Genomic DNA, 18,484 nt, shown 5'->3' with positions numbered 1-18,484 from the left:
TCAGGCGGAAACGGCAATGGCGGGCATTGCTCAATGTTCCGTCATCAGGGCGAAAAGCCGCCCGCATCGAGGGAAGCCTGTTCGTCCGCGGTCGTTTCCCGTCCCAAAATGCGGTTACGGTGCGGGAAGCGGCCGAACCGGCGGATGATGTCGGCATGGTGCTCGGCGTATTCCAGGTTTTCCGGTTTGATGCCGGCCGTCTTGAAATGCGCGACGCAGCGCTCCTGGTCGGCCAGATGCTCGGAATGCATGAAGGGCAAATAGATGAATTCGAGCAAGCCTGGCTCGATCCGCGCATCCACGCCCCGCGCGATCGCGCGGCTTGCGACTTCGCGCGCCAACGGGTCGCTCGCATAGGTCATGGGATGGTTGCGAAACATGTTGCGCGGAAACTGGTCGAGCACGATGACGAGTGCCAGCGCGCCATCGTCGCTCGTCTCCCATGACGACAGTTCGCCGGCGGCCGCCTTGCGCCATGTCTCATGAAAACGTCGGCGGATGTCGGCGTCGAACGCATCGTCACGCTTGTACCAGCGGTCGCCTCCGGCCTCCCGCCAGAACGCGAGGATATCGGCAGGCGTCACCGGGCGAGCGTCAGTCATGCTTTCGCGCTCGCCCGTACGGCCTTACGCCGCAGCCTTCTTCTCGTCGCGCAGCTCGCGACGGAGGATCTTGCCGACATTGGTCTTCGGCAGGTCGGTCCTGAACTCGATCTGCTTCGGCACCTTGTAGCCGGTCAGCTGCGTGGTGCAGAACTTGATGACGTCTTCGGCGGTCAGGTTGGGATCCTTCTTGACCACGAAGGCCTTCACCGCCTCGCCGGACTTGCTGTCGGGCACGCCGATCACGGCGCATTCCAGCACGCCCGGATGGGTCGCGATCACTTCCTCGATCTCGTTCGGATAGACGTTGAAGCCGGAGACCAGGATCATGTCCTTCTTGCGGTCGACGATCTTGGTCTGGCCCGTCTCGTCCATGACGCCGATGTCGCCGGTGCGGAAGTAGCCGTCCGCGGTCATCACCTTCGCGGTCTCTTCAGGCCTGTTCCAGTAACCTGCCATCACCTGAGGTCCCTTGGCACAGATCTCGCCGGCTTCGCCGATCGGCAATTCGTTGCCCTCGTCGTCGCGGATCGAGAGCCAGGTCGAAGGAACGGGCAGCCCGATCGTTCCGGAGAATTTGTCGATGGTGGCGGGATTGCAGGTCAGCGTCGGCGAGGTCTCCGACAGGCCATAGCCTTCCGACAACGAAGTGCCTGTGACCTTCAGCCACTTCTCGGCGACCGGCTTTTGCGTGGCCATGCCGCCGCCATTGGCGATCTTCAGCTTCGAGAAGTCGAGCTTGTCGAAGCCGGGCGTGTTCAGCAGTCCATTGTAGAGGGTGTTGACGGCCGGGAAGAAGCTGACCTGGTATTTCTGCAGCTCCTTGACGAAGCCCGCCATGTCGCGCGGGTTCGGGATCAGGAGATTGGTGCCGCCGCAGCGCAGGCCCAGCAGATAACAGGCGGTCAGCGCGAAGACGTGATAGAGCGGCAGCGCGCAGACGATGATCATGTTGTCGACGATCGGCGGCTTCTTCAGCGCCGGCTGCAGCCAGGCATCGTTCTGCAGCACGTTGGCCAGGATGTTGCGGTGGAGCAGCGTGGCGCCCTTGGAGACGCCGGTGGTGCCGCCGGTATATTGCAGGAAGGCGACGTCGTCGGCCGTGATCGCCGGCTTGTTGAACGTCAGGCTGCGGCCGGCCGACAGCGCCTCGTTGAAGCTGACGGCGCCGGGGATCGAATAGGCCGGCACCATCTTCTTGACCTTGCGCACCACCAGGTTGACGATCACGCCCTTGAAGCCGAGCAGGTCGCCCATGCTGCCGACGATGACGTGCTTGACGGCGGTATTGGCGAGCACCTTCTGTACGGTGGTGGCGAAATTCTCCAGCACGACGATCGCCTCGGCGCCGGAATCCTTCAGCTGGTGCTCGAGCTCGCGCGGGGTGTAGAGCGGATTGACATTGACCACGGCATAGCCGGCGCGCAGCACGGCGGCGGTCGCGACCGGATATTGCAGCACGTTCGGCATCATCAGCGCGACGCGGGCGCCCTTCGAGAGGCCCTTGCTCTGCAGATAGGCGGCGAGCGCCTTCGACATCTCGTCGAGCTCACGATAGGTGATCGACTTGTCCATGCAGATGAACGCCTTGCGATCGGCGTACTTCGTAAAGCTTTCCTCCAGCAACGCGACCAGTGACGCGTACTGTGTGACGTCGATATCGGCGGGCACGCCGGCCGGATAGTGCTTGAGCCAGATGCGCTCCATGGTCATTCCCCTCTGATTGACTTGCCGATTGTCCCGGATTGTTTCCGGGTTTTCAGGCGTGGCCGCGTTGTTTTTGGCAGTATTGAGCGATGCCACGGCTGATGGCAAGCCGCTGCGCGGTATCGACGCATTGGATGAAAGGAGGCTGGCCTGCCGTCAACTGGCCGGCTTGCCGTCATTCTTCGGTTTTACCGCGGCTTTGGGCTTGGCAGCGGCAGGCTTTGCTGCAGCTGCGGGCTTGGTTGCGGCAGCCGGTTTGTCGGCGGCCGGCTTCGCAGCTGCGGCGTCCGGCTTGGCATTGGCGTGGCGGACCGGCTTTGCCGCCGGCTTGGCATCGCTCTTTGCGTCGGCCTTGGGTTTGTCGGCTTTGGGCTTGTCCGCCTTGGCGTCATCCGCGGCCGGCTTGCGGGCCGCGACATGGGTGCGCTTGCCGCGCTTGCTGGCGGCCGGCTTGTCCCTTTCGCTGTCGGCGGCGACGGCGGCCAGCAGCGCGGTGCCAGTCTTGGTCGGACCGGTATAGACCGGGATCGGTTCGGACGGCGCGGGCGCCTGCGCCAGCAGTTCCGAGGGTTTGGTTGTCGGCGGCTGCAGGCCGGCGGCAAAGAAGGTCGCGCCACTGCTCTCGCCGCCATTGGCGCTGGAGCTGCCGGCGTTGCTGGCGACGGTGTCCTCATCCTCGTCGCTCGCGGGCCGCTTGCGGTGCGGGCCGCAGGTCTCCTCGCGCAGGTTCGGCGGCGTGGCATCGATCGGCACCAGATTGTCGACGGTCCCGAGCGACGGCTTGAGCCAGCCCAGCCCGTTGCTGCTGAAGCCGCGGTCGAGCAGCTGCGCGGCGCGCACCGCGCGCATCTTGCCCGAGGAGGCGCCGAGCACGACGGCGATCAGCCGCTTGCCGTCGCGCGTCGCAGACGCCACGAGATTGTAGCCGGAGGCGCAGATGAAGCCGGTCTTGAAGCCGTCGGCGCCGGGATAGCGCCCGATCAGGCGGTTGAAGTTCTGGGTGATCCGCCGGCCGAAGCGGATCGAGGGGATGTGCATGAAGTATTCGTATTCCGGCAGGTCGCGGATGATGGCGCGGGCGAGGATCGCGAGGTCGCGCGCCGAGGTGATCTGGCCGTCCGCCGGCAGGCCGTTCGGATTGACGTAGCTCGTCTGCGTCATGCCGAGCCGCTGCGCGGTCTGGTTCATCATCGCCGAGAAGCCGTCGATCGAGCCGCCGACGCCTTCGGCGAGCACCACGGCCATGTCGTTGGCCGACTTCACCATCATCATCTTCAGCGCATTATCGATGGTGACCTGCGTGCCCGGACGGAAGCCCATCTTGGAGGGCGACTGCGAGGCTGCGACCGGCGACACCGTGACCAGCGTATCGAGCGAGATGCGGCCGTCCTTGACTGCCTTCAGCGTCACATAGGCCGTCATCATCTTGGTGACAGAGGCCGGGTACCACGGCATCGTCGCGTTGTCGGCCTGCAGCACCTTGCCGGTATCGGCTTCGACCACCAGCAGCGCTTCGGCAAGCGCGGTGCGCGGGGTCGCGATCGCGAGCATTGCGACGGCGAGAATCCATTTCAACGACGGGGTGCGCAGCGGCGATCGAAGAGATTGCACTAGTCTTCTTCCGGTCCTTTGAGACCCGCCTTCAAACGAGGAGGTCTGGAAATAAGTGGTTCGGGTTTCAAGCGTGTCCGGGTGCCGCTTTGCGGCGGTGCAAACCCTATACCGGGGCGTGCGACGAGAACAGAGGCCGGCCAATTTAATCGTGGACGAAATCGGCCGAATTTCGGCAGGTTCCTCAATCGTGAAGCCAATACCTACGGCGCCTCGAGCGAGGCCTTCGCGCTCTCCTGGACCATGAACTGGGCACGCGCCAGATCGGCAAAACGGCCGCCTTTCGCGACCAGTTCATCGAAAGTTCCGCTTTCGATCACCCGGCCCTGGTCGAACAGCAGGATGCGGGTGGCATGGCGGATGGTGGAGAGGCGGTGTGCGATCACGAACGTGGTGCGCCCCTTCATCACTTCATCGAGAGCCGCATTCACTTTTGCCTCCGTCACCGCATCGAGCGCGCTGGTTGCCTCGTCCAGGATCAGGATCGGCGGATCCTTCAGCAGCGCACGCGCGATCGACAGCCGCTGCCGTTCGCCGCCGGACAGCATGCGGCCGCGTTCGCCGGCATGGGTGTCGAACTTCTTGTCGCTGCGCTCGATGAAGTCGAGCGCCTGCGCGCGCGCTGCCGCCGTGCGCAGTTCCTCGTCGGTCGCATCGGGCTTGCCGACGCGCAGGTTCTCGGCGATCGAGCGGTTGAACAGCAGCGCTTCCTGGAACACGACGCCGATGTTGCGCCGGAGCGCGGTCAGCTTCAGCGCGCGGATGTCCATGCCGTCGATCTTGATGATGCCGGACTGCGGATCGAAGGCGCGATGCAGCAGCGCGATCGCGGTGGATTTGCCGGCGCCGGTCGCGCCGACCAGCGCGATGGTCTGGCCGGGCAGCGCGGTGAAGGAGAGGTCCTCGATCGCCGGCCGCTTGCCGTCATAGGAGAACGAGACGTCGTCGAACTCGACCATGCCGGAGAGGCGGCCGGTGTCGACCGCGCCGGGACGGTCGCGCACTGCCGGCACCGCGTCGAGCACGTCGAAGAATTCCTTCAGCCGCGGCGCCTCCATGAAGACGTTGTTGATGAAGCTCACGACCTGCTCGAGCTTCTGGATCAGCATGGTGGCGAACGAGACGAACATCACGATCTCGCCGACCGTGGTCAGGCCCTCGCTGTGCAAGGCAATGCCGACCGTGAAGATCGCCAGCACCGTGATCGTGGTGGAGGCGCGCGTGATCACGGTGACCAGCGCCCACCACGACAGCACCGGCATCTGCACCGCGAGCAGCTTGTCGGCGACGAAGCGCAGGCCCTGCACCTCGGAATCGATCCGCACGAAGCTTTGCACCAGCGCGACATTGCCGAGCGCGTCGGAGGCGCGCGCGGAGAGGTCGGAGTAATGTTCCTCGACCTCGCTCTGCATGCCGTAGGTCTTGCGCACCACCATCGTCGTCAGCACGGTGAAGACGACGCAGAGCACGAACAAGAGGATCGCGAGCCGCCAGTTGATGTAGAGCGCGAGCGGCAGCAGCACCACCAGCGACATGATCGCGGCGAAATGCTCGCGGAAGAAGCCGAGCCAGAGCCGCCACAGCGCGTCGGTCCCGTTCAGCATCACCTTCATCAGCCGGCCCGAATGGGTGCCGGAATGGAAGGTCAGCGGCAGCTGCAGGATGTGCTCGAAATAATCGGTCAGCACGGCCTGGCGCTGGCGATGGGCGAGGCGGTCGGCATGCAACGCGACGACCGCGCTGCAGCCGATCGTGAACAGGCCGAACGCCACCCAGGCGATCAAGAGCGGCCATGGTGAGTTCGTCGCGAACAGGCCGGTGACCGGCTTGCCCGACATCACGTCGACGATCTTGCCGAACAGCACGGGCTCGGCGAACTGCGCGCCCGCAAGCAACAGATTGGCCGCCGCCAGGATCCAGCCGAGCCGCGCCTCCTTGCCGAGCAATTCGAGGACGCGGGTGTAGAGGCGGAGCAGGGACATGCCGGCGGAACTCTCGCGGGTGATCGCTCGATTGCGGGATGGCAATCTAATCAGGCTTCGCTCTGCAGGACCAGTGTGCGGAAGAGGTTTTGCTCAGTTGATCAGCCTGACGTCGCGCGGCGGCAGGAAACTGTCGTCGAAGATGTCCGCCGCATGCGGACGCTTCTGGAATTTGAAGTCCTCGGAGATCTGGTCGATCGAACGCTCGAAGCGCGCCGGATCGATGCCGCCGATGCCGTTGTGCCTGACCTCTGATGTCAGGATGTTGTCGCGGATGATGGCGCGCAGCCGCTCCAGCTCAAGCTCGCGCGAGCCGCCGTCCATCCGGCTCACCACCTCGGCGGTGGCGCGCACCGGATCCTTGATCGCGAGGTTGGTGCCGCCGATCACCGCGCGCACAAAACCTTTCACCGCTTCGGGCCGCGCGGCCGCGAACTTCGGACTGACCACGACGGCGAAGCCATAGGCCTCGCAGCCATACTCGGCAAAGCGCAGCACCGCGAGATCGTCGGCCGGCACGCCGCGGTCGCGCAAATTGATGGCGGAGAGATAGGAGAAGCCGGTGACGGCATCGACCTGGCCGGCCGACAGCATCGGCTCGCGCACCGCGGCGCTGATGCTGTTCTGTTTGACGCTTGCGAGCTTGATGCCGTTCTGCTTGGCGACGGCGGGCCATAGCCGGATCGAGAGATCACCCTCGGCGACCCCGAGGTTCTTGCCCTCGAGATCGGACAGTGCCCGGATGCCGCGGCTCTTGCGCGCGATGATGGCGTAGGGCGCCTGGTTGAACAGCACGAATACTGCCTTGACCGGGGCCGCGCCCGGCTTGTCGCGAAATCTGACCAGCGCGTTGATGTCGACCAGGGCAAAGTCGCTCGAGCCGTCGGCGGCGCGCGCGATCGCGTCCGCCGAACTCGTTGCCACATTGATGCCGACCGCGAGACCCTCGGTGCCGAAGAAGCCGCCGACTGCAGCCATCACGAACGGCGCGGCCTCCGCGTCGAGCGGACGGTCGAGCGTGAACTGGACCGTGAGCGGCAGCGAGGGTGGATCGCTTGCGGCGTGGAGCGGCGTGGCTGCGGGCCACACTCCGCCTGCGAGGCCGATCGGAAGGCCAAGGAGAAGGCGGAGGAAGCTGGACCGAGTTACGCGCATGAGGACATCCGGAGGAGCGAGACAAACTGCCGCGCCGGCTGGGACTGTTTCATGACATCGAAAGCGTCATGGCAAGCAAGAAATTGCGCACATTGTGACGCATGCAAGGTGAACGATCGATGACTGCCAAACCGCCATGATTTCGCCAGGGACCGTTCAGCTTGCATTCGGCTTGAGGAACCTAATCTAACAGCGGTGGTTAGCTCGCAAAGGCCCCGTCGGGCCGGCTTCCACGGAGGATGACTGCAATGTTTGCGCGAAAAGGTGTTTTTTCATCGATAGGCCGCGCTGCCACACTGGCGACCGTCGCCGCGGTGGCGTTGACGGCAGTTGAGCCGACCATGGCCCTTGCCGGCTCCGCGAACGGCAAGCCCGTGTCCGTGACATCATCGCAGGGCACCAGCGGCGCGACCGATTTCAGCTCGCGTCGCCGCTATTACCGTGGCGGTGGTGCCGCCGCTGCAGCCGCCTTCGCCGGCATCGTCGGCACGGGTCTCGCGATCGCTGCCGCCCAGAATCGCTACTATGACTCCTACGGCTATTACGGCGGTGGCCCGGTCTACTACGATCCCGGTCCGACCTACTACTATGGCGGCCCCGGCTATTACGGTTACAATCGCGCCAACAGCTATGGTTATGGCGGCTACGGCTACAACGGCCATCAGAACTACTACAACGGCTGGTAAAGGCTGCGCGCGTTGAGAAGGCGAACCGATCCACCGGCCCCGGGGCCGGTGGATTTTTTAGTTGTCGCACAAGCCGTTAACACGCTGGCGACGAGTTTGGACTAGTCTGGTTGCATGGGTGATTCGATCGAGCGGCTTTATCAGGCGGTGATCGCGGCCAAGGATCTTGATCCGGCAACGTCGCGAACGGCGAAGCTGTACCAGCGCGGCCCGGCCAAGATGGCCAAGAAGCTCGCCGAGGAAGCCATCGAGGTCGTGATCGACGCCGTCAACGGCAAGACCGATGCGGTGATCCGCGAAAGCGCCGACCTGCTCTACAACCTGACCGTCCTCTGGGCCTCCGCCGGTGTGAAACCGGATGATGTCTGGCGCGAGATGGAACGGCGCGAGCGCCTGCTCGGCATCGCCGAGAAGTTGCCGAAGCCGGTGAAACTGCCCAAAACCGCCGCCGTCCCGGCGGTTCGGCGGCGAATTGTCGCGCTGGAGAGCCAGCTGCGCAAGCGGCGGTCGTAAACCTCCCAAATTCGGCTGATTCCCGGCATGGACAAATCCGCTCCATGGTGGTTCATCGCGCCCATGCTGAAACGGATCTACGACTGGTGCATCGACGCCGCCGACAAACCCTACGCACTCTGGATTCTCGCGGCCGTCTCGTTCGCTGAGAGCTCCTTCTTCCCGGTGCCCCCCGATATCATGCTGCTGCCGATGTCGCTGGCGCGACCGAAGCGGGCATGGTGGTTCGCGACCGTCTGCACGATAGCCTCCGTCGCCGGCGGCGTGCTGGGCTATGCGATCGGTGCGCTGCTCTACGATTCGCTCGGCCAGTGGCTGATGCAGCTCTACGGCCTCACCGATAAGGTCGATGCCTTCCGCGCCTCCTATGCCGAATGGGGTGCCGTCATCATCCTGCTCAAGGGGCTGACGCCGATCCCCTACAAGCTCGTCACCATCACCTCGGGCTTTGCCGGCTATAATCTCTGGCTGTTCATCCTGTGCTCGATCGTCGCGCGCGGCGGCCGCTTCTTCGTGGTCGCGGTGCTGCTCAACCGCTACGGCGACTTCATCCGCGCCGAGCTCGAGAAGCGGCTCGGCATGTGGGTCGCGCTCGGCGCGATCGTGCTGGTGCTCGGCTTCGTCATCGCATTCAAACTGATCTAGCCTAATGGCGGCTTGGCCGCCGTTTGCGCTTCAGGTTACGCTCGTTCGGATGATCGATCGATTCAACCTGCCGGGTCTGTTCCGCGAGCATGCTGCGATGGCCGGCGTCACGCTGTGCGTGATGCTGATCGCCGCCGGGCCTGGCTGGACGCAGAACGCGCCGCCGACACTCGGTGTGCAGTCGCCCGCGCAGCAGCCGCTGCCACCCGAGCCTGCCCCGCAGCAGGCCGAGCCGCCTGCGGCCGCACCGGCTGATCGCGAGAATCCCGGCCTCATCAACGAAATCGGAAAACTGTTCGAGAAATCGAAGTCGATCCTGCCGCCGATCCAAAGCCCGAGCGAGACGCTCGGCAATCTCGCAAAGCCCGCGACCATGGTCAGCGGCCGTGCGGCCTGCGTGGTTGCCGCCAACGGCGCACCGGATTGCAAGGCCGGCGCCGACAGGCTGTGCCAGAGCAAGGGTTTCACGGAGGGCAAGAGCCTCGACACGGATGCATCTGAGAAATGCTCGCCGATCGTCTTCCTGCCTGGCCACAAGCGCGGGCCGAACGATTGCAAGACCGAGAATTTCGTGACACGGGCGCTGTGCCAGTAGGCGTGCGCGCGACGGCTGGGATGCCAGCTTTTGCCCAAAAAACCGCCCAACAAGAATGCGGTCGAGGCTGATGATTTCTCATCAGTCCGCAGCGCCAAGACGCAATACTTGACAGTGGAAAGATAGCCCTGTTGGTATGATGCCCGGCATCTCCGTCTGATAACCGAAGGATCCGCTCTCCATGTCCATGCCTGCTCTGTTCAAGGGCCGTCTGTCGCTACCCGTGATCGGGGCGCCGCTGTTCATCATCTCCGTGCCCGACCTCGTGATCGCGCAGTGCAAGGCCGGCGTGGTCGGCTCGTTCCCGTCGCTGAACGCGCGGCCGCCGGAGCTGCTCGACGAATGGCTGTACCGGATCAAGGAAGAGCTTGCCGCCTACGACAAGGCGCATCCGGAGCGGCCGTCGGCGCCGTTCGCGGTGAATCAGATCGTGCACAAGTCCAACAACCGGCTCGATCACGACATGGCGCTTTGCGAGAAGCACAAGGTGCCGATGATCATCTCCTCGCTCGGTGCGCGCGAGGAGCTCAACCAGGCGGTCCATGGCTGGGGCGGCATCGTCTTCCATGATGTGATCAATCAGAAGTTCGCCCACAAGGCGATCGAGAAGGGTGCCGACGGCCTCATCCTGGTCGCGGCCGGCGCCGGCGGCCATGCCGGCACGCTCTCGCCGTTCCCCTTCGTGTCGGAGACGCGGCAGTGGTTCGACGGACCCATTGCACTATCGGGTACGATCGCCAACGGTCGCGCCATCCGCGCCGCGCGCATCATCGGCGCCGACTTCGCCTATATCGGCTCGGCCTTCATCGCGACCAAGGAAGCCAATGCGGTGGAAGGCTACAAGGCGATGATCACGAGCTCGTCCGCCGAGGACATCGTCTATTCCAACCTGTTCACCGGCGTGCACGGCAACTATCTGAAGCCGTCGATCGTCGCGGCCGGCATGGATCCTGAAAATCTGCCGACCTCCGATCCCTCCAAGATGAGCTTCGGCACCGACTCCTCCGGCGAGCGCGCCAAGCCGAAGGCCTGGAAGGAGATCTGGGGCTCCGGCCAGGGCGTCGGCAGCATCGCCAAGGTGGTGCCCGCGGCCGAGCTGATCGGACGCTTCAAGAAGGAATATGACGAGGCGGTCGATCCGGCGCTCTGACGAGAGTGCTTTCCATCGACGCCTGTCCCGGACTTGATCCGGGATGGACACCGGCACTCAAATTGCTTGATCCTGCCCCGGGCGCGATCCACCGCGTCCGGGATGCAGGGCGCGCGGGCCTTGCTGTCCTGACAAGCCCTGTGCCACAAGGATTTGCATGACTGCCGTCAACGTCGTCGATCACCCCCTGGTCCAGCACAAGCTCACCTTGATGCGTGAGCGCGATCGCTCCACCAAGGGCTTTCGTGAGCTCCTGAACGAGATCGGGATGCTCTTGTGCTACGAGGTCACGCGCGACCTGCCATTGGAGCGAGTGGATATCGAAACCCCGCTGACGCCGATGAAGGCGCCGAAGATCGCGGGCAAGAAGCTGACCTTCGCGCCGATCCTGCGCGCCGGCGTTGGATTTCTCGATGGCATGCTGGCGCTGGTGCCCTCGGCGCGCGTCGCCCATATCGGGCTGTATCGCGATCCCGCCACGCTGCAGGCCGTCGAGTATTACTTCAAGTCGCCGAACGATCTGTCGGATCGCACCGTGATCCTGATGGATCCGATGCTGGCGACCGGCAATTCCGCCTGCGCCGCCGCGGCACTGCTGAAGGCGCGCGGCGCTCGCGACATTCGCTTCGTCTGCCTGCTCGCCGCGCCGGAAGGCATCGCGCAGTTCCAGAGCGAGCATCCCGACGTGCCGGTGTGGACGGCTGCGATCGACGAGCGGCTGAACGATCATGGCTACATCCTGCCGGGCCTCGGCGATGCCGGCGATCGCATGTTCGGAACCAAGTGATGTCATCTCGTCCGGCTGAGCCGATCTTCCGCGTCGACGGCAATCATGTCGTCACCAGTCCCGATGCCGCGGGCCCGTGGGATCCGCGGATGCAGCACGGCTCGGCGCCGGCTGCGCTTGTGGTGTGGGCCGCGGAGCGGCTGCCGACGCCGCTGCCGATGTCGATTGCGCGCGTCACCATCGATCTGATGCGGCCGGTGCCGGTGGCGCCGCTCACCATCGAGAGCGAGGTCTTGCGCGAGGGCCGCAAGATCCAGCTCTGCGGCATCCGCCTGCTTGCCGATGGCGTTCCCGTGGTCTCGGCCAGCGTGCTCAAGATCAAGTCTCAGCCGCAGACGCTGCCCGACGACATCAAGGATTTGCCGGTCGAATTGCCCGGCCCGGAGCAGTCGGTGGTGGAGGACGGGCATGCCGCCACCAGCCCGTTCGTGCGCTCGGTTGCGATGCGCGCAGCCCGCGGCCGGTTCGGCGTGGCCGGCGCCGGCGCGATCTGGTTTCGGGTCGAAACGCCCCTGATCGCAGGCCACGCCGTCTCGCAGGCGATGCGCGCGGTGGTCGCGGCCGATTTCTCCAACGGCACCGCCTCGACGCTCGATTTTCGGCAATGGACCTTCATCAACGCCGACCTCACGGTGAATTTGGCCCGCCAGCCGGTCGGCGAGTGGATCCTGCTCGATGGGGAGTCCTGGATCGGGCCCGACGGCGCCGGCCTTGCGATGTCGCGCCTTGCCGATACGCACGGCTATTTCGGCCGCGCGGTCCAGAGCCTCGTGATCGAACGGCGCTAACTGCCTCAAAAATAATGCCCTCTGCCGGGAACAGGGGGCACCTCCAGCGAGTTGCGATCTCGTAAGGGGTTCCATGCTGCGTGCGGATTTGGCCGCCGACATCGTCGTCACGGCGAGCGTGTCTTGCGGGCGCGCACCAGCCGAGCCGGAAGGGCAGATATTGTGAGACCCGGTCCAACGTCCGAACGGGTGGTTGTGCTCGCTGCCAACGAGGTCGAGGCCGTCTCGACGGCGCGGCTGATCACCCAGGCCGGCTATCACGCCAATATCTGCAGCGACCTCGCCGGACTCCGGCGCGAGGTTCAGGGCGGGGCAGGGCTTGCCATTGTCGCGGATGAAGCGATCAAGACCGTCGATCTCGACGGCCTGACAAATTGGCTGCACGACCAACCGTCGTGGTCGGACTTTCCGATTGTCCTCATGACGGAGGGTGGCGAGCGCAATCCTGCGGCTGTGCGGCTCGGTGTGGAACTCGGCAACGTCACCTTCATCGAGCGCCCGTTCCATCCGACCACGCTGGTCAGTCTGATCGGCGCTGCGGTGCGCGGGCGGCGGCGGCAGTACCACACCCGCGCCATCCTCGACGACCTCACCGAAAGCGAGGGCCTGCTGCAGACCGCGCTCAACGCCGGTCATCTCGGTGCGCTGGAACTGCATATGCCCGGCTTCGACCTCGAGGCCTCCGCGACCTGCAAATCCTTCTTCGGCCGCAGGCCGCACGATCCCTTCACCTATCAGGACCTGCTGGACGCGGTTCATCCCGACGATCGCGAACGCCGCAATGCCGTGGTCGAGCACACCTTGCGGACCGGCAAGGACTACAAGATCGAGTATCGCAACATCTGGCCCGACGGCACGCAGCACTGGGTCGACGTGCGCGCCCGCGCGGTGCGCCGGCCGGACGGCAGCATCAAGTCGCTGGTCGGCGTCTGCTCCGACATCACCGCGCGCAAGACCGCGGAGATCGAGCGCGAGACGCTGCTGGCGCAGCTCGCCGCCGAACGCACCGCGCTCGCCGAGCTCACGGCGACGCTGGAGCAGCGCGTCGAGCAGCGCACCGCCGATTTGATGAAGGAGGTCGCCGCGCGCGAGAAGGCGCAGGAGCAGCTCCGCCAGGCGCAGAAGATGGAGACCATCGGCCAGCTCACCGGCGGCGTCGCGCACGACTTCAACAATTTGCTGATGGCCGTGATGGGCAATCTCGATTTGCTGCGCAAGCGCTTGCCCAATGATCCCAGGCTGCATCGGCTGGTCGACGGCGCGCTGCAGGGCGCCGAGCGCGGCGCCTCGCTGACGCAGCGGCTGCTGGCGTTCGCGCGCCAGCAGGATCTGCGCGCCGTGCCCGTCGATCTCGGCGCGCTGGTGCGCGACATGAGTAATCTGTTGGAGCGCTCGCTCGGGCCGCGCGTGGCGCTGCGGCTCGACATCGCCGAGGGCTTGCCGCCGGCGCGCATCGACGCCAACCAGCTCGAGCTTGCGATCCTCAACCTCGCGATCAATGCGCGTGACGCCATGCCGGATGGCGGGTCGATCGAGATCAAGGTCGCGGCCTATCAGGCCCGCGGCGACGCCATGCTGAAGCCGGGCAACTATCTCAAACTGTCCGTGATCGACACCGGCACCGGCATGACGCCTGACGTGCTGAAGCGCGCGATCGAGCCGTTCTTCTCGTCAAAGCCGCTCGGCAAGGGCACCGGCCTCGGCCTGTCGATGGTGCATGGCCTCGCAGTGCAGCTCGGCGGCGCGCTGCAGCTCACCAGCAGTGTCGGCAAGGGCACCGCCGCGACGCTGCTGCTGCCGGTCGCGAGCGCGGCGCCGGCGGCCGAGGTCGCCCCACCCGTAGCCCAGAAGGTGAAGCGCGCGGCGGTGATCCTGTTCGTCGACGACGATCCGCTGATCGCGATGTCGACGACGGAGATGCTGGAGGATCTCGGCCATCGCGTGATCGGCGCCAGTTCGGGCGCGCATGCGCTCGAGATCATCAGAAGCGGGCAGATGATCGACCTGATGATGACCGATCACATGATGCCCGGCATGACTGGCATCGAGCTCGCCATCGCCACGCGCAAGGTTCGTCCGCAGCTGCCGATCCTGCTCGCCACCGGCTACGCCGAATTGCCCGACGGCGTCCAGATCGACCTGCCGCGGCTCGCCAAGCCCTATCATCAGGACCAACTGCGCGAGCGGCTGGAGGAATTGCTGTGGGCGGCGGCCGAGCAGGTGGAAGAGGAGCGCAAGCGTGTTTTGACGGCGTCGTCGTGATTCACCCCACCATCCGGTCGCGGCCCGCCCAGAAGCGGGCCTTCAACACCTTCTTGTCGACCTTGCCGACGCCGGTCATCGGCAACTGCTCGACGAACTGGATCTGCTTCGGCGCATGCGCCGAACCCTTCTTCGCCTTCACCAGGTTGATCAACTCGTCGGCATCAGGCCGCGTGCCCTCGCGCGCGACCACGACGGCGGTGACGGCCTCGCCCCATTTGTCGTCGGGGACGCCGACCACCGCGCACATCGCGACATCGGCATGCTGCGTCAGCACATCCTCGACCTCGCGCGGAAAAATGTTGAAGCCGCCGGAGACGATCATGTCCTTCTTGCGGTCGAGGATGAACATGTAGCCGCGCTCGTCCTGGCGGGCGATGTCGCCGGTGTGCAGCCAGCCGCTCTTCAGCGTCTCGGCGGTGGCCTCCGGCCGCTTCCAGTATTCAGCCATCACGTGGCCGGCGCGGACGCAAATCTCGCCGGCTTCACCGGTCGCGACCTCCTGGTCGTCATTGTCGAGGATCTTGACCTGGCAGGCTGCGATCGGGAAGCCGCAGGACAGGAACAGTTCGGGGGTCTTCGGGTCGTGGTCGGTCTTGCGCAGCACCGAGACCGGATAGCATTCGGTCTGCCCGTAGAGCTGCGAGAACACCGGTCCGATTCGCTCGATGCCTTCCACCAGCCGGCTCGGCGACATCGCGGATGCGCCATAGAGCAGCAGCTCGAGCGAAGAGAGATCGGTCTTCGAAAGCGCCGGATGATCCAGCAACACATAGATCATGGTCGGCACGAACAGCGTGAAGTTGATCTTCTCGCGTTCGATGGTCCTCAGCACGGCCTCGGGATCGAACCCTTTCAGCATGTGAACCGTGCCGCCGCGCATCAGCGTCGGCAGCACTTTGGTCCCCCCGACATGACTGATCGGCGCCACGGATAGATAGCGCGGGTTCGCCGGAATCTCGAAATCGGCCAGGATCGCGGTGGCAAAGCCGCTGATCTGACGGTGATAGCGCAGCGCGCCCTTGGATTTCCCGGTCGTGCCGCCGGTGTAGTTCAAGGTCGAGATGTCGTCATAACAGGCAAAATTCCTCGGGCTCGCGCTGCCCGCGGTTTCGACTGCCTGCAATAAATCGGAGCCATAGCTTGCGGGGCCGAGTGTGAACACGGTCTTCAAGGCGTCGGCCTTCGCGGTGAGCTCGCCGCCGCGGTCGCGAAACGTGATGCCGTCGACGACCAGCATCCGCGCTTCGGAATCCTCCAGCTGGAACAGCTGGTCGTCGAGCGAGCCGAGCGGATGCAGCCAGGTGATCGCGAGCCGCGACAGCGATGCGGCGACGCCGGCGCACCAGGTATCGGCGCGGTTGGCGGTCAGGAAAGCGACGCGGGTGCCGGGCGCGAAGCCGAGCCGGTCGAATACGCTCTGCATCCGCCCGATCAAATCGGTCGCGCCCTGATAAGTGAGCGAACCGCCCGGCCAGGCGAAAGCGGTGCGCGACGGATAGCGCGCCAGCGCCCGTAGCGTCTGCTCGCAAGTCGTCGGTTGCGCGTAGAGCGGATTGCTCATGATCTCTTGTCCTCCCGCCTGCTTTGTCTTTGGCTTGTCGTCGTGCCAATGTTGAGGCGAACGCTAGCACAACGCGACGGGGAAGAAACAACTTGCCGACCACCAATCCGCTTGTTCGCTTTCGTGATCGCCTGAAGCTGCCGCTGATCGCTGCACCGATGTTCCTGGTGTCCGGCGTCGAGCTGGTGGTTGCCGCGTGCCGCAATGGCGTGATCGGCTCCTTCCCGACGGTGAATTGCCGTGAGACGGAACAACTCGACGCCTGGCTGACTGAAATCGCGACCCGCTTGCACGCGCATGCGGACGCGAGCGGCAAGGCCGCCGCGCCCGCCTGTCCGAACCTGATCGTGCATCGCTCCAACGCGCGGCTTGCGGATGATCTCGCGGTGCTGCTGCGGCACAAGCCCGAGATCGTCATCACCTCGGTCGGCTCGCCGGCGCCGGTGCTCGGGCCGTTGCATGATGCCGGCGCGCTGGTGTTCGCCGACGTCGCCTCGATCCGCCACGCCGAGCGCGCGGTGGCGGCCGGCGCCGATGGCCTCGTGCTGCTGACCGCAGGCGCGGGCGGCCAGACCGGCTGGCTCAACCCGTTCGTGTTCGTGCGTGCGGTGCGCGGCTTCTTCGATGGCCCGATCGTGCTCGCCGGCGGCATCAGCGACGGCCAGGCGCTGCGCGCAGCGGAGGCGCTCGGCTGCGATCTCGCCTATATGGGCACCAAGTTCATCGCCACGCAGGAAAGCCTGGCGGATATCAGATACAAGCAGATGCTGGTCGACAGCAGCGCCGACGACATCCTGCTGACATCAGCCTTCACCGGCCTGCAAACCAACATGCTGCGTCCCTCGATCGAAGCCGCCGGCCTCGATCCCGACAATCTGCCCGCCCGCGGCGCCATCGATATCGCAGAGGATATCGACATCGGCGCCCGCGAAAGCCGCCCCAAACGCTGGCGCGACATCTGGAGCGGCGGCCATGCGACCTCAGGCGTGACCGGCGTGGTGTCGGTCGACGAGCTTGTGGCACGAACGGTCGCGGAATATGAGGCGGCGAGCGCGCGAGTGAGACTCACATAGCCGAGAGAAATGCAGCGGCTTGTCTTGATGTACCAAAACTGATACATAATTGATTGTGGTCCAATGAAGCGGCTACCGGCCTTCTTTTATGCGCTTCCATCCGGTCGTGAGCCGGTGAGGGATTGGTTGAGGGATTTGTCGGCCGAGGACCGCAAGATCGTCGGCGAGGATATCAAGGACGTGGAGTTTGCCTGGCCGATCGGCATGCCGCTTTGTCGCTCGTTGGGGCAGGGCTTGTGGGAAGTTCGCAGCACGCTGACGCAAGGGCGCATCGCACGCATCCTGTTTTGCGAGCAGGATGGAAAGATGGTCTTGCTGCACGCGTTCATCAAGAAGACCCAGAAAACGCCTCAAGCGGATCTGGACGTGGCCATCAAAAGGAAGAGGGACATTTCGTGACGAAGCCAAGCAAGAGGTCGAAAGGCAAAGTCGGATCGTCTTTCGATGAGTTTTTGAAGGAAGGGGGCATCTACGAAGAAGTGACCGCGCGCGCGATCAAGCGCGTGCTTGCGCGTCAGCTTGCTGACCTGATGCGTCGCGAAGACATCTCAAAAACCGAGCTGGCGTCGCGGATGAAGACGAGCCGTGCGCAGCTTGATCGCCTGCTCGATCCCGAGAACGAGTCGGTGACGTTGGGAACGCTGGCACGTGCGGCGCAGGCCGTCGGTCGAAATTTGCGGATGGAGCTGGTCTGACGGGTTAATTCGCCACGAAATACCACTGCTCGCTGCAGCGATCGAGCCGCCTCGGTGGCTTGTCATCGAACTCGAAGAATTTCGCGGGATCGCTGCCTGGCGGCACGTAGAGGAAGCCGTTGAAATAGTGCTTCAGGCCGCGGTAGGTCATGAACAGCACGTAAGCGCCTTCTCCGAACCCGTCGACAACGATCTCGTTGCCCTCTGAGACACCGGGTGCATTGGGGCCAAGCGCGATCAGGTTCTTGTTGTAGTCGACATTGGGCGTCAGCTCGCCGCGTGCGACCTGTGCCACGATCCGATCGCGTTCGGCACGATGCCAGCGGAAATTGGCCTGCAGGTAGATGTCCTGCAGCGGCGCAGTGACCAGCAGCGCAGCGGTTGCCGCACAGATCACGAGCGGGCCGGCAAAGCTGATCCCACCGCGGCGGATCCACAGCAACAGCACCAGCGACCACAGGCAGCAGCCGAGGAACAGCAGCGCCGTCAGCGGCAGCAACAGCAAATCCCCGAAACTCGCCGGCCAGTTCGGTGCCAGCAGGTCGAAGGTCATGATCAGCAACGTGATCACAGAGATCATGGCGGTGGCGACCAGGCTGCGGCGCGCCGAGGGGTGGGCCGCGACGGCCGTTGTGACGCTTTGCGCTTCCACAATTGTCGCCCCGTCTC

Annotated in this window: 18 protein-coding genes; 11 read left to right on the top strand and 7 right to left on the bottom strand. The window is 64.8% G+C overall.

Annotated elements, in window-relative coordinates; translation table 11 throughout:
• Positions 1-44 precede the first annotated feature (44 nt).
• The 5 genes from JQ604_RS29330 to JQ604_RS29310 form a co-directional block, all read right to left on the bottom strand.
• Complete coding sequence (locus JQ604_RS29330; RefSeq protein ID WP_212364166.1) at positions 45-602, bottom strand: DUF924 family protein; 558 nt, start codon at positions 600-602, stop codon at positions 45-47.
• 24 nt (positions 603-626) lie between these two features.
• Complete coding sequence (locus JQ604_RS29325) at positions 627-2,309, bottom strand: long-chain fatty acid--CoA ligase (protein ID WP_212364165.1); 1,683 nt, start codon at positions 2,307-2,309, stop codon at positions 627-629.
• 156 nt (positions 2,310-2,465) lie between these two features.
• Positions 2,466-3,920, bottom strand: a complete 1,455-nt coding sequence (locus JQ604_RS29320; RefSeq protein ID WP_433996295.1) for a serine hydrolase — start codon at positions 3,918-3,920, stop codon at positions 2,466-2,468.
• Positions 3,921-4,123: 203 nt separating this feature from the next.
• Positions 4,124-5,902, bottom strand: a complete 1,779-nt coding sequence (locus JQ604_RS29315) for a glucan ABC transporter ATP-binding protein/ permease (RefSeq protein ID WP_212364164.1) — start codon at positions 5,900-5,902, stop codon at positions 4,124-4,126.
• Between the two features lie 93 nt (positions 5,903-5,995).
• Positions 5,996-7,057: an ABC transporter substrate-binding protein gene (locus tag JQ604_RS29310; protein ID WP_212364163.1), complete on the bottom strand. Its 1,062-nt coding sequence runs from the start codon at positions 7,055-7,057 to the stop codon at positions 5,996-5,998.
• A gap of 248 nt (positions 7,058-7,305) precedes the next feature.
• Here JQ604_RS29310 and JQ604_RS29305 point away from each other — a divergent pair, with 248 nt between their 5' ends.
• From JQ604_RS29305 to JQ604_RS29270, 8 genes are all read left to right on the top strand, one after another.
• Positions 7,306-7,743 (top strand): hypothetical protein, encoded by a 438-nt coding sequence (locus JQ604_RS29305; RefSeq protein ID WP_212364162.1) that lies wholly within the window; start codon positions 7,306-7,308, stop codon positions 7,741-7,743.
• Between the two features lie 114 nt (positions 7,744-7,857).
• Complete coding sequence (gene hisE, locus JQ604_RS29300; protein WP_212364161.1) at positions 7,858-8,256, top strand: phosphoribosyl-ATP diphosphatase; 399 nt, start codon at positions 7,858-7,860, stop codon at positions 8,254-8,256.
• A gap of 63 nt (positions 8,257-8,319) precedes the next feature.
• On the top strand, positions 8,320-8,901 hold the full coding sequence (locus JQ604_RS29295; protein WP_212364200.1) for a YqaA family protein: 582 nt from the start codon (positions 8,320-8,322) through the stop codon (positions 8,899-8,901).
• Positions 8,902-8,950: 49 nt separating this feature from the next.
• The gene (locus JQ604_RS29290) at positions 8,951-9,496 is read left to right on the top strand and encodes a hypothetical protein (RefSeq protein ID WP_433996294.1); all 546 of its coding nucleotides are present in this window, start codon (positions 8,951-8,953) and stop codon (positions 9,494-9,496) included.
• 181 nt (positions 9,497-9,677) lie between these two features.
• The gene (locus JQ604_RS29285) at positions 9,678-10,646 is read left to right on the top strand and encodes an NAD(P)H-dependent flavin oxidoreductase (RefSeq protein ID WP_212364160.1); all 969 of its coding nucleotides are present in this window, start codon (positions 9,678-9,680) and stop codon (positions 10,644-10,646) included.
• A gap of 157 nt (positions 10,647-10,803) precedes the next feature.
• Positions 10,804-11,433, top strand: a complete 630-nt coding sequence (gene upp, locus JQ604_RS29280) for a uracil phosphoribosyltransferase (RefSeq protein WP_249158801.1) — start codon at positions 10,804-10,806, stop codon at positions 11,431-11,433.
• Positions 11,433-12,221: a thioesterase family protein gene (locus JQ604_RS29275; protein ID WP_212364159.1), complete on the top strand. Its 789-nt coding sequence runs from the start codon at positions 11,433-11,435 to the stop codon at positions 12,219-12,221. The genes upp and JQ604_RS29275 overlap by 1 nt, the downstream gene beginning before the upstream one ends.
• A gap of 195 nt (positions 12,222-12,416) precedes the next feature.
• Positions 12,417-14,483, top strand: coding sequence for a response regulator (locus tag JQ604_RS29270; RefSeq protein ID WP_349631155.1), 2,067 nt, complete (start codon positions 12,417-12,419; stop codon positions 14,481-14,483).
• A gap of 1 nt (position 14,484) precedes the next feature.
• On the opposite strand, the gene JQ604_RS29265 is transcribed toward JQ604_RS29270, so the two are convergent.
• Positions 14,485-16,047 (bottom strand): AMP-binding protein, encoded by a 1,563-nt coding sequence (locus tag JQ604_RS29265; protein ID WP_212364157.1) that lies wholly within the window; start codon positions 16,045-16,047, stop codon positions 14,485-14,487.
• A 92-nt stretch (positions 16,048-16,139) separates the two neighbouring features.
• Here JQ604_RS29265 and JQ604_RS29260 point away from each other — a divergent pair, with 92 nt between their 5' ends.
• The 3 genes from JQ604_RS29260 to JQ604_RS29250 all read left to right on the top strand — a co-directional run bounded on the left by JQ604_RS29260 (position 16,140) and on the right by JQ604_RS29250 (position 17,815).
• The gene (locus tag JQ604_RS29260) at positions 16,140-17,120 is read left to right on the top strand and encodes an NAD(P)H-dependent flavin oxidoreductase (RefSeq protein WP_212364156.1); all 981 of its coding nucleotides are present in this window, start codon (positions 16,140-16,142) and stop codon (positions 17,118-17,120) included.
• 63 nt (positions 17,121-17,183) lie between these two features.
• Entirely contained in the window at positions 17,184-17,519 is a 336-nt protein-coding gene (locus JQ604_RS29255) for a type II toxin-antitoxin system RelE/ParE family toxin (RefSeq protein WP_212364155.1), read from the top strand.
• Positions 17,516-17,815: a helix-turn-helix domain-containing protein gene (locus JQ604_RS29250; RefSeq protein WP_212364154.1), complete on the top strand. Its 300-nt coding sequence runs from the start codon at positions 17,516-17,518 to the stop codon at positions 17,813-17,815. Before JQ604_RS29255 ends, JQ604_RS29250 begins: the two co-directional genes overlap by 4 nt.
• 4 nt (positions 17,816-17,819) lie before the next feature.
• Here the strand turns inward: JQ604_RS29250 and JQ604_RS29245 are convergent, their stop codons facing one another.
• Positions 17,820-18,467, bottom strand: coding sequence for a hypothetical protein (locus JQ604_RS29245; RefSeq protein WP_212364153.1), 648 nt, complete (start codon positions 18,465-18,467; stop codon positions 17,820-17,822).
• Positions 18,468-18,484 lie beyond the last annotated feature (17 nt).

The sequence above is a fragment of the Bradyrhizobium jicamae genome, from assembly GCF_018130695.1.
In the GTDB taxonomy this organism is placed as follows: domain Bacteria; phylum Pseudomonadota; class Alphaproteobacteria; order Rhizobiales; family Xanthobacteraceae; genus Bradyrhizobium; species Bradyrhizobium jicamae_B.
This window is presented reverse-complemented; position numbering and strand designations above follow the sequence as displayed.